This is a genomic window from Candidatus Aminicenantes bacterium (assembly GCA_026393795.1).
GTDB lineage: Bacteria > Acidobacteriota > Aminicenantia > UBA2199 > UBA2199 > UBA2199.
This window is the reverse complement of the sequence record JAPKZL010000286.1, coordinates 1-10,802: the sequence shown is the minus strand read 5'-3', so window position 1 is coordinate 10,802 and position 10,802 is coordinate 1. Positions and strand designations below refer to the sequence as shown.

The 10,802-nt window shown below is 57.7% G+C and carries 14 protein-coding genes; 5 read left to right on the top strand and 9 right to left on the bottom strand.

Annotated elements, in window-relative coordinates; genetic code table 11:
* Positions 1–176: 176 nt before the first annotated feature.
* A complete protein-coding gene (gene pyrF, locus NTW95_14070) occupies positions 177–878 on the bottom strand; it encodes an orotidine-5'-phosphate decarboxylase (protein MCX6558534.1) in 702 nt (233 codons plus the stop codon).
* A gap of 184 nt (positions 879–1,062) precedes the next feature.
* On the opposite strand from pyrF, the gene NTW95_14065 reads away from it, so the two are divergent.
* The 4 genes from NTW95_14065 to NTW95_14050 all read left to right on the top strand — a co-directional run bounded on the left by NTW95_14065 (position 1,063) and on the right by NTW95_14050 (position 4,927).
* On the top strand, positions 1,063–2,190 hold the full coding sequence (locus NTW95_14065; protein MCX6558533.1) for a DNA recombination protein RmuC: 1,128 nt from the start codon (positions 1,063–1,065) through the stop codon (positions 2,188–2,190).
* Positions 2,191–2,346: 156 nt separating this feature from the next.
* A complete protein-coding gene (locus NTW95_14060) occupies positions 2,347–2,907 on the top strand; it encodes a hypothetical protein (GenBank protein ID MCX6558532.1) in 561 nt (186 codons plus the stop codon).
* A complete protein-coding gene (locus NTW95_14055) occupies positions 2,904–3,968 on the top strand; it encodes a glycosyltransferase family 4 protein (protein MCX6558531.1) in 1,065 nt (354 codons plus the stop codon). The genes NTW95_14060 and NTW95_14055 overlap by 4 nt, the downstream gene beginning before the upstream one ends.
* On the top strand, positions 3,965–4,927 hold the full coding sequence (locus NTW95_14050; protein MCX6558530.1) for a THUMP domain-containing protein: 963 nt from the start codon (positions 3,965–3,967) through the stop codon (positions 4,925–4,927). The genes NTW95_14055 and NTW95_14050 overlap by 4 nt, the downstream gene beginning before the upstream one ends.
* Before the next feature lie 38 nt (positions 4,928–4,965).
* Here the strand turns inward: NTW95_14050 and NTW95_14045 are convergent, their stop codons facing one another.
* The 8 genes from NTW95_14045 to NTW95_14010 all read right to left on the bottom strand — a co-directional run bounded on the left by NTW95_14045 (position 4,966) and on the right by NTW95_14010 (position 10,084).
* Positions 4,966–5,130, bottom strand: coding sequence for a hypothetical protein (locus NTW95_14045; protein MCX6558529.1), 165 nt, complete (start codon positions 5,128–5,130; stop codon positions 4,966–4,968).
* 43 nt (positions 5,131–5,173) lie between these two features.
* Positions 5,174–5,557, bottom strand: a complete 384-nt coding sequence (locus tag NTW95_14040; GenBank protein MCX6558528.1) for a DUF1318 domain-containing protein — start codon at positions 5,555–5,557, stop codon at positions 5,174–5,176.
* Entirely contained in the window at positions 5,554–5,769 is a 216-nt protein-coding gene (locus NTW95_14035) for a hypothetical protein (protein ID MCX6558527.1), read from the bottom strand. The genes NTW95_14040 and NTW95_14035 overlap by 4 nt, the downstream gene beginning before the upstream one ends.
* 45 nt (positions 5,770–5,814) lie before the next feature.
* Positions 5,815–8,214, bottom strand: a complete 2,400-nt coding sequence (locus tag NTW95_14030) for a hypothetical protein (protein MCX6558526.1) — start codon at positions 8,212–8,214, stop codon at positions 5,815–5,817.
* 48 nt (positions 8,215–8,262) lie between these two features.
* Positions 8,263–8,475, bottom strand: a complete 213-nt coding sequence (locus NTW95_14025) for a DUF3185 domain-containing protein (GenBank protein MCX6558525.1) — start codon at positions 8,473–8,475, stop codon at positions 8,263–8,265.
* A 185-nt stretch (positions 8,476–8,660) separates the two neighbouring features.
* Positions 8,661–8,897 carry a hypothetical protein gene (locus NTW95_14020; protein MCX6558524.1) on the bottom strand — a complete coding sequence of 79 codons (237 nt, stop codon included), beginning with the start codon at positions 8,895–8,897 and terminating at the stop codon, positions 8,661–8,663.
* Positions 8,881–9,921, bottom strand: coding sequence for a C39 family peptidase (locus NTW95_14015; protein MCX6558523.1), 1,041 nt, complete (start codon positions 9,919–9,921; stop codon positions 8,881–8,883). The genes NTW95_14020 and NTW95_14015 overlap by 17 nt, the downstream gene beginning before the upstream one ends.
* 16 nt (positions 9,922–9,937) lie before the next feature.
* Positions 9,938–10,084 (bottom strand): lmo0937 family membrane protein, encoded by a 147-nt coding sequence (locus NTW95_14010; protein MCX6558522.1) that lies wholly within the window; start codon positions 10,082–10,084, stop codon positions 9,938–9,940.
* A gap of 426 nt (positions 10,085–10,510) precedes the next feature.
* On the opposite strand from NTW95_14010, the gene NTW95_14005 reads away from it, so the two are divergent.
* The coding region (locus NTW95_14005; protein ID MCX6558521.1) for a hypothetical protein at positions 10,511–10,802 on the top strand (292 nt) is incomplete at its 3' end.

Sequence of the window (10,802 nt, the reverse complement as noted above, 5' to 3'; positions counted from 1 at the left end):
TCCTCCCAGATGCGGACAATGGAACGGGACTGGTGGGTCTTTTCATCCACCGTTTTCCACAGGCCCAGCGCGGAAGCCGCCGGCATGGCCACGACCATTCCCAGCCAGACCCCTCCCACAGTCATATAAACCATCCAGTTGCGTTTCATGGCTGATGACTCCTCGACCGGCGGCTTTTAGCGCTCGCGCCGGTACATTATATTGATAATTTCATCGCGCAGTTTGGCCGCGGCCACGGCCGGATCGACGGCGCGCGATACGGAGCGCGATACCGGCAGCAGCATGCCCTTGCCGTCGGCGCGCAGGCCGGCATGAAGGGCCGCTTCCAGGTCGCCGCCCTGGGCGCCCACGCCGGGGGCCAGGAACCACAAGTCCGGGGCAACGGCGCGGACGCGCGCCAGCGCCTCGGGCTGGGTGGCGCCGACCACCAGGCCGATATTGCCCGAGGTGTTCCATGATTGGGCCAGGCGGGCGACGACCAGGTAGAGGGGCTGGACCGTCCGGTCCGTCCCCGCAGGGGGCTGGACCGCTTCGGCCGTCCCCTCGGGGGACTGAACGGCCCGGTTGCCCTGGTTGACATCGGGAGCGGGTTCCAGAACGGGCAGGTCCTGCAGATCGCCCGCCCCGGGGTTCGAGGTCTTGCACAGGAGGAACACCCCCTTTTCCCTGTCGGTCAGGAAAGGATCGATGGAGTCCTTGCCCAGGTAGGGCGAGAGGGTGACGGCATGCGCCCCCAGCGTGATGAACGCCGACCGGGCGTAGGCCATGGCGGTGGAGGCGATGTCGCCGCGCTTGGCGTCGAGGATGACCGGGATCAGCGAGCCCAGCCGCTGCGACTGCTCGCCGACGGCCTCGATGACTGCGCGGCCAAAAGTCAAACAATGGTAGAGTTCGGAGTGCAGAGTTCGGAGTTCGGTGACAGAAATGACTAGCTCCACAACTCTCTGAATTTCTTCACGCCGAACGCCCAACGCCGAACGTCTTCACTTCCTGGACCTGAGTGGAGTTGCTTTTTCCAAAATGTTCTGTTAGTTTGTCTTCAGGAAGGAGAAAGGAGCAGTCATGGATACGGCAATCATTGTTTTTCTGGGCGCGGTGCTGATCGCCATCCTGGTGTTGATCGTCATCCTGTCAAGGCCCAGGGACGCAGCGCTCAACCAGCAGGTCATGGACTTGAAGAACCAGCTGCTGGATATGAAAACCTCCCAAATGGAGTCGCAGCACCAGGCCTTGGGCCGGCAAACCGAACTTTTTCAGCAAGCACAGAAAGTGATGTCCGGACAGCTGGACGCCATCACGCGCACGGTCAACGAGAACCTGACCCGCACCCAGGGCAACATCACCTCGCAACTGAGCCAGACCGGCAGCGTGGTCGGCGAAATCCAGAAAAAACTGGGGGCGCTGGAGGAAACCGCCAAACAGATGAAAGAGATCGGCCAGGACATCGCTTCGCTGCAGGATATCCTGCGCGCCCCGAAGCTGCGCGGCAACCTGGGCGAATTCCTGCTGGAGGACCTGCTGCAGCAGGTTTTCCCGGCCGGCAATTACACTATGAAGTACTCCTTTAAAAACAACGTCCAGGTCGACGCGGTCATTCGCCTGGGCGAATGGATCATCCCGGTGGACGCCAAGTTTCCGCTGGAAGCCTTCCAGCGCCTGCTGGCGGCGGGAGACGACGACAGCCGGAAAAAAAACAAAAAGGAATTCATCAAAAGCGTCAAGTTGCGCATCGATGAAATCGCCGACAAATATATCCGCCCCGATGAAAGCACGTTCGATTTCGCCCTGATGTACATCCCGGCTGAAAACGTCTTTTACGAAACCATGATCAGCGACTCGCTGAGCGAGAAAAACTACGAAATATTCAATTACGCCATGTCCCGGCACGTGATCCCGGTTTCGCCCAACAGCTTCTACGCCTACCTGATGGCCATCGCCTTCGGCCTGAAGGGGCTGAAGATCGAGCAGCAGACCAAGGAAATATTAAAAAACCTGGTCAAGGTGCAGGACGGCTTCACCCATTTCTACGCCGATTTCAGCCTGCTGGGCAAGCACATCAACAACGCCGCCGGCAAGTACGACGAGACGGCCAAGAAAGCCGAGAAGTTCCACGAACGGCTGGTCCACTTCACCGGCATCCCGGCCGAGCTGCCGGGCGTCAACGACAAGGCGCTGGACAAACCCGATTAGCATCATATATCGGTAGTGACAGGGCTTGTCCCCGAATGGGGACGCGACCTGTCACTACAACACTGTACTCTTCGCTAATGATCTTGATCAGCACCGGTTTGCGCTCTTGCCCCCTAGCGCCCCTTCCTGTATAATGCCTGGGCAGGAGGTGGAAGCATGGAACCCTTCATCAGCTCAGGCCCGGGCATCAACGTCGACGAGATCATGGAAGCCATTCGCAAGAAAATCCAGGACAGGAAGGACGCCGGCCTTCTCAAGCAGCGCGACATCGACGAAATCGCCGAGATGGAGCTGCAGCCCCTGCCCGATTTCCAGGAGATCCCCAACATCTACGACCCGATCCTGTATCCGGGCTTCGCCGAGAACCAGTCGCCGGAGGTGGCGCTCGAGGAAGCCCTGCGCGAGACGGGAGCGGTCAAGGCGGTGATGAAAAAGGTCCGCAGCCTGCTTTCGCCCCTGATCCGCTTCATGACCCGCCCGCTGTACATCGAGCTGAAGACCGGCATCCTGCAGCTGCAGAAAAAGGAGCGCATCGTCCTGCAGAGCAGCGAATACATCCGCCTGCTGCACAACGCCATGCACAACATGATCGTCGAGATCTCCAAGCTGAGGACCGAGGCAGAGCTCCTCAAGACCAAGATCAAGATCCTGGAGGACCGCAGCGAATTCCTGGAGAACCGCGAACGGGCGCTGGAGAAAAAACTGCCGTCGTCATGAAAGTCCACCAGTTCCTGACCTCCTACGCCTACGGCGACGCCATCGGCAACGAAGCCCTGGAGATCCGCGACTTCCTGCGCGCCAACGGCATCGAATCCGACATCTTCACCAAGCATTTCCATCCGCGCTACGCCCTCCAGGTGCGCAACTATCTCGACTACGACCGTTTTTCCGATCCGGCCAACCTGGTGATCTACCACTTTTCCATCGGCTCGCCGGTGACCAAGAAATTCCTGCGCCTGCAGGACAAGAAAATCATCATCTACCACAACATCACCCCCTACCAGTTCTTCCTCGATTGGCACCGCATCCTGGCCAAGGACTGCTTCCGGGGCCGGCTGGAGCTGAAGAGCCTGGCCGACAAGGTCGACCTGGCCCTGGGCGATTCCGAATACAACCGCCAGGATCTGGTCGACGCCGGCTTCAAGCGGACCGGCGTCCTGCCATTGGTCATGGATTTTGCCAAGTTCGACCAGCCGGTGCTGCCGGTCCTGCGCGAGCTGTTTGCCGACAACAAGACCAACCTGCTGTACGTCGGCCGCATCATTCCCAACAAGAAGGTCGAAGACATCATCAAGACCTTCCACCTGTTTCAGAAGCATTTCCAGCCCGATTCCCGGCTGTTCATCGTCGGCGAATACCGCGGCTTCGAGCGTTATTTCTCCGCCCTGCAGAACCTGGCCCGGGAGCTGGGGGTGAAGAGCATCCATTTCAGCGGCCATATCCCGCTGGCCGAGGTGGTCTCCTACTTCAAGCTGGCCCACCTCTACCTGCACCTGAGCGAGCACGAGGGCTTCTGCGCCCCGGTCCCGGAAAGCTTTTACCTGGGCATCCCGGTCGTGGCCTACGACGCCGGCGCGGTCGCCGAAACCATGAACCACGGCGGGGTGCTGGTGCATGAAAAGGATTTTCTGAAAATCGCCGCCCTGTGTCACCAGATCCTGACCCGCCCGGAACTGAAAGCGGCCATCCTGGCCGGCCAGCAGACGGCGTTGGAAAAATACCACCGGCAGCGCACCGGCGAGATCCTGCTTGCCTTTCTGCGCGGCCTGCAGCCATGAGCGGCCTTAATGGTCCCCGGCTAGGGGACAGGGCCGTCATCGTCCGCTACGGCGAGATCAGCCTCAAGGGCAAAAACCGCAGCCAGTTCGAACTGGGCCTCAAAAACGACCTGGAGTGGTTTCTGCGCACCAACAACCATCCGTTCTCGCGCATCTCGGTACAGCGCGGCCGCATCTATATCCATGACTGCGCCGACCTTCCCGACCTGGAAAAGGTCCTCGGCGTCTACTCGTACAGCCCGGCCCTAGAGATAGCCAGGGACTACGAAACGCTGAAAGAGGCGATCAAGGGATTCATCCCCGACATCAAGGACAGCGCCGATTTCCGGGTCAGCTGCCAGCGCTTGGACAAGCATTTCAGCCCCAACTCCATGGCGGTGGAAAAGGAAATGGGCGCCCTCATCGCCGAGCAGACCGGCACCCCGGTGCGGCTGAAGGATCCGGCCTTCGAGCTGTACATCGAGATCGGCCAGCGCCACATCTACCTCTTCAGCGAGAAGATCAACGCCTTCGGCGGCTTCCCGGTCGGCAGCGCCGGCAAGCTGGTTTCGCTGATCTCGGGCGGGATCGACTCACCGGTGGCCACCTTCCTGATGATGAAGCGCGGCGTCTGGCCGGTCCTGCTTCACTTCCAGGTTTCCGCGGAAGAAGCAGCCAAAGTGGCCCGTTTGCGCGACCGGCTGGAAGCGTTTAGCGCCGGCCGCAAGCTCAAGCTGATCGTCCAGGTGGCGTCGCAGACCCTGAAAAACCTCATGGCCCAGCGCCGGGGCAGCGACTGCCCGGTTTACAGCCCGTTGATCGCCCATGAAAAGATCGAGACCATGGCCCTGGCCCGGCGCATCGGCACCTACGACCTGTCGATCGCCAGCGTCCCGGGCTGCACGCCGCCGCGCAGCCCCAAGACCGGGGTCAGGTTCGAACAGCTGCTGAAAGTCCTGGAAGAAACCGGATTGAAGTAAGCCAAGGCCGGCGCCCGAAGCCGGTAAGGCATGTAGTCTTAGCGTCCGAGCAGGATAAAAGCTCCGGATGCGATGGCCAGGATCGTCATGATCAGGGCAAGCCCCTCAAAGTTCAAATGGAGCAGCGGGATCAGCCCGGTCATGATGAGCCAGATGCCCAGCAGGATCATCCACAGGTTCTTTGTCAGTTTAAACTTACTCATTTTGTTGCCTCCTTTATTTGCTTCTCATTGTCTTGTTATGCGCTTACTGTTTTTGATGCCAGTTGCCGGCGGCGTCCTGCAGCCATTGACCGACGGCGGCGCCAGCGGCGATCTGCGCCGCCCGGCGCTTGCCGACCTCGTCAGCGCTGGTGTTCACCTTGATGGCGATTTCGGCGTAAACCGTTTTACGGTCCTCATTCTCCGCCTGGACGATCCGGACATTTTCCTCGCTTTTCCCGGCGTCGTTTCTGAATACCAAAAAGCCGAGGTTGTTTTCGCCGATCCACTCCTGGTTCTTCAGTTGTTCCAGCAGCGGCTTCCTTTGCAAAAACCGTTCCTTCAGCTCGGCGCTTTCGGCCTGGACGAAAATCGCCAGCAGGAATAATCCCGCCAAGAGGGCGGCTGAATTTTTGAGTTTGCCTTTCATTTCAATTCCTCCTTTTTTGAGGTGCTGTCCTTCTCGGTTTTGACCGCGGCTTTGTCGATGTCGGCGAAGAAATTTTCCAATTCGCGGTCAATCTTGATCGTCACGTCCACCGTGATGTGAACCGGCTGGATGGTCATTTCGTGCTTGATTTTTATGCAGGCGGCGGTCAGCAGCACCGGCACCGCCACCAGCAAAAACATCCTTTTCCCCATATGTCTCCTCCTTTTTTTTATTTTATTTTTCCTGATGACTGGAGGTCATCTGGCTACTGGCTTCGAGCAGGTCCTTAAGGTCGATGTCGTTGAAGTTGATTTCCAAGAGCAGCCCCTGAGCTCGGGCTTGGCGACTTTCAGATTCCCGCTGCGGCCGGGGGTGGAATACAGGTAGCCGTCCAAAAACACCGGGCTGCCCTTGACCATCTTGACGGGAACGATGCCGTTCATCTCGGCATCGCCGCTGACGGTCGTTTTTCCCAGCAACGCGTTGAGCATCTGGGCGAAATTGACGCGATCACAGTAAAAAGTCATGAGAAAATCCTTCCCCCCGGCTTCCAGCCGGAAAGGAGCAACGATGATTTTTCCCTGGCACCAGTCAAACCGACCCGATTCTATAAAAACCAAATTGCCGCCCTCGCCGGCAAAAACCAGTTCGCCGTTGGTGAAAGACATATCCTGCCATTTCAATTCCCGGAAAGCGATACGCTGGGCCGGGGCGGTGACAAAGTCGAACAAGCGGTCGAGCGTGATCGAGCCATTGACTCCGCGCAGGGCGATCCCTTCCTTTGGCTGGTCAAAATCGGCATTCGCAATTTTTACGATGACCATGCCGCCGGGGGAATCATTCCCCGCCCATATTCGGCCTTCGGCCTGGAAACGGCCGCTGCCGCTCGTTTGCTGCAGCATGGGATGCAGTGGTTGCAGCGCGGTTCCGGCCGGCAGCACGACCGGTGGGACCTGGAAATCGGCCTGCAGGCTGCCGGCGGAGCGATTCGCTGACCATTGCCCCTGAAACGTCAGCACGATACGTGCAAGGGCGCTGTGCATCAACCCTGAAAACTTCAGAGTCGAGTCCTTCTGAGTCAGGATGCCGCTGATGTCCTGCCAGCGCATGCCGTTGCTTTGCACCCGGGCGACGGAGAATCCGCCCGCGCCGCCGCCGGGCCATTGCCATGGCATTTTTAGGCTGATGCCCGCTGCCGCCAGGCCATCATCCGTTCCGGACGAGACACGGCCGCCACTGACGGTTACCAGGCCCCGGCCATGAAATCTTCCCCCATAGTCGTAATCCACTTCCGCATCGCCGCCGAGCGACTCGGCCTGGGCGCGGTAGCCGGCAAGCTGCAGAACGGCCGCCAGCATCCGGCAGGCAGCGCTCGCATGCAGGCGTTGTGCGTCGCCGCTTAATGCGGCATTCAGGTTCAACCGGCCCCGCAGCGAATCCTGGCCCATGGCAACGGCAAGGCGGCCCTGGCCCCTGGCCTGCATGGTCCAGGCGATCTTTCCTGTCTTCAAGCTGCCCTGAAAATCGCCGTCAACGGCATAGGGCTGGGCGATTTCCGCCGGCAGTCCCAGCGCCGCCAGCATCCCTTTTCCGTCATGCAACCGGAAACTGCCGTTGATTTGAGCTGCCGCCCAGGGCCCGCTGATTTTGCCGGTGATGCGTTCAACCGCAACCGGCAGGGGCCGGACGATCTCCAGATCGCGAATGGAAAATTCCAAATCGGGCCATTGGCGGCTTTGGATGTCCAAATGGAATGGGGCTTCGACCCCAAATTTTTCAAACTGCAATTGGCGCCCCTGGATGCTGGCAACGATATCCTGCGCCCTGAAGCCGCTGTTGATGATGAACGCCAGGGAAAAGAAATCCAGGAAAACCGAAGCTTGCTCCGGGGTGGCCAACCGCAACTCACCCAATGCGGAAACTGAAACAGCCGCTGTTTTGAAATTTCCATCCCCCAGGATGATCTCACCTTTGGCAACGATCCTGCCTTTCGCCCAGGCGGCAGACCCGAAGCCGGTCTGGTCGATCAGCGCCTGCAGGGGGAAGCCCGGGACCACAAAAGCAATTTTCCCGGCCGTGATTGTTTTATCGACCGTGCCTTGCAGGCGAACCGTCTCCGCCAGCGGGCGCAAGGTGGCGGCAAGAACATAATCAGGTCCGGAGGCGCGCAGGGTGACATTGACGGGAACTTCCAAAGAACGGCCGGCCCAGGCGAAACATACCCTCCCGTCTTCCAGGCTGAGCCGTTCGACCGTGATCATTCGGCCGGCTTGGGGCGGTTGAGCGGTCATGCCCTGGAATTTGAAACCCTGGCCCAGGTCTTCGATCTTAATCCAGGCGCCGACCAGGCGGACATTCCTGATCTTCTTCTGCCAAAGCCCGGCCAGCGAATATTCCAGGGATAAATAAGGAATGCGCAAGGAAGGATTACCCGGATCGCCCACGGTGATGTCGCCGAGGTCAAGGCGCCGCCAGCCGACATGGATGGCCCTAAACTGCAGGTTTTTCAGCCCGAATTTTTCCGCCTGCGTGCTGAGGATATTTTCGGTAATTCCCGGCAGCGAAAAATAGAGGATAGACGCAACCAGCAAGGCCAAGCCGAAGATGGCCAGCCCCACTGTTTTTTTTGTCGGCTTTTTAAATTTTGGCAGTTTCACATTTTCGTCGAGCCGCTTGGTTTTAACCGGTCCGGTCGCCGCTATCCCCTATTTCTTCCTGCGCTCGGCGAAAATCAGCGCGATGCCCGCGATGATCGCCACCCCGCCCAGGATCGGCGGCAGCGGCAAAGTTTTCTTCTCCGTGGTCGTGACGTGGAGGGAACCGATATCAACCAGCTTCTCCTGAGTGGTATAGCGGATGCCCTGATAGGCCAGGGCGAGAACGCCAAGGATGATCAAAATAATCCCTATAAGTTTCATTAAAATTGCCTCCTTAAAAAAATTGGATCCAAGAAAATCTCTTTAAATTTTTCATATCTTCGGCGGCATAAGAACAGGCGTCCTCCCCCCCGGAGAGAGGACGCCCTTTCCCCCTCTTCAGATCTGAATAAAGAAAGATTTTCCATCAGAAGCTTTCTCCAAAAAAGCTATCCGGATCGCCGCTGCTAAAGGACGGCGATCAAACCGATAACCGCAAAAACAACGATCACGACCAGGATGATATCTCTGGTGGACATATATCCCCCCCCGGCGTCCTGAGCCGTGATCACGTCCTGAGCGCCGATCACGAGCTGATCGGCCGTCCCTGCCTGCTGGACCGCCGCTTTTTCGACGGCCATGGCGTAGGAAGAGGCCAGCACGATCATCAGCAGGACACTCCAGAGTTTAACTTGCTTTTTCATTTTGGTTCTCCTTTTTTTTTATATCTTCAAGCCGGGCCCTTGCGCTGCGGAGAGCCCTGACCTGCAGGTAATGCATGCGGATAAACTTCTCCTCAGGGGCAAGCCGCTGAGCCTGATCGAGGGACTCCAAAGCTTCGCTGATCCTTCCCTGATTGGCATAGGCCAGCCCCAGGACGTCGTGGGCGTAAGCGCTTTTCGCGTCCAGGCTGAGGGCTTGCAGGGCATACGACTCAGCCTCCTCGGCCTTGCCTTCCCTGAGGCTGACCATGGCCAGGCTGTAAAGGGGACAGGGATCTTCGCTGAGGGATTCCCTAGCTTTTTCCCATTGCTGCCGCGAACTCATGAAATCCGACCTCCGGTAATAGGCGGTGGCCAGATTGATAGCGGTCAGCGGATCATCCAGCAGATTGGGAAAGGGAAACTGACTTTCATCGGGAAACACGGCCATCATCCAGCGGGACTGGTTCCGCCCCTTCCCCAGCTCCCAGACCTTCATGAACGTTTTAAACGTCATGGCCCGGCGGCCTCCCAAAAAGGGGTCGTGGAAAATGATCTGCTTTTGATCATCGTCAAACCCGATCACCACCCGGTAGTGGCCTTTGGCGATCTGCTTGATGGTTTTGGTCAGGACGATCACCGGGATGCCTTTGCCGACTACATCTTTCAATACCCCCAGGTTTCCCTGCAGCGAGTAACTTGCAAATCCTTTGCGGCGCGGGTACAGGACCATCTCGGAGTTGTAGGTCGCCTGGTTGGCGGAATCAAAGATCTCAGCGGTGATTTCCTGCTGCTTGAAGGGCCGCGTTTCATTCCAGTAGTTGAGGACCATGGCCAGGCAAGCCGGTCCGCAATAATTTCTTTTCAGCCATTTTTCGAAGGGAACGGTCCCGATCAGATATCCATTTTCAGGCTCCATTTTCCGGTACTTGAAAACCTGAGCGGGGAAGAGGCAGGCGCTGACAAGACCAAGAATGGCAAAGAGTATCCATCCCTGCCTCGCGGCCCGCCACTTCGGCCGGATCATATATGCGGTTTCGCGGCTAAAGAATTCTGCGGCCCTGCAACAGTCGCACGATCAGAACCACCAGGGCGATGACCAGAAGAACGTGGACCAAGCCGCCGACGTGGAACGCGAAAAATCCCAGGGCCCAAAGCACAACCAAGATAATTAAAATTGTTTCAAGCATGCTAACCTCCTTTTTGTCGCTTCTTGCTGTCCTAGTTGCAGTCGTCCTTGGACGGCTCGCTGGACCGGGTAGAAGCCAACTTTTGTGAAGCATTTATCGTGCCAGAAGCTTTCCCCAATCCCGGAATGCCGGGAAATCGATTTTCTCCCTGAAAAAGGCCGACTTCATTAAACCTGTGAATGCAAAGGAGCGGTCAGTCAACCTGACTCTTTTTATATTCATCATGGGGAAATGAACTGTAAAAGAGGATAATTCCTGTTTTTCAGGATATTTCCTGTCAGCCGATCATTCCAGTATCCCCAATCCCGGCCCGGGTCGAAGCCAAGACCACTTACAGACCACTTCACCGGGACAGCTCCCTAGTTGAAGTTAAGAAATGGATTGGCATAGAACATGCTTATTTCCCATGATATGGAGGCATTCGCGATGGCATCAAAAAGGCAAAACCTTTCCCGGTTGAAATGCAAATTCGCACTATTGGCCGCAGCCTGTTTCGCGACCTTGATCTGCGGCGGATCATATGCGCACGGGTGCCAATTATCTGAGGACAGCGACCAATTCCCAGCAGAATTGCATCAACCCCAGGCAGCCTGCGCGGCGAACTTTTATTTATCTCCTTTTCGGACGAACAACGACAACCCGGGCGAAGACAGCTCCGAGTCCATGACATTTTCCCCCCAGCAACAGCCTTTCTCGGAAGCTCCATTGTTGTTGTGGG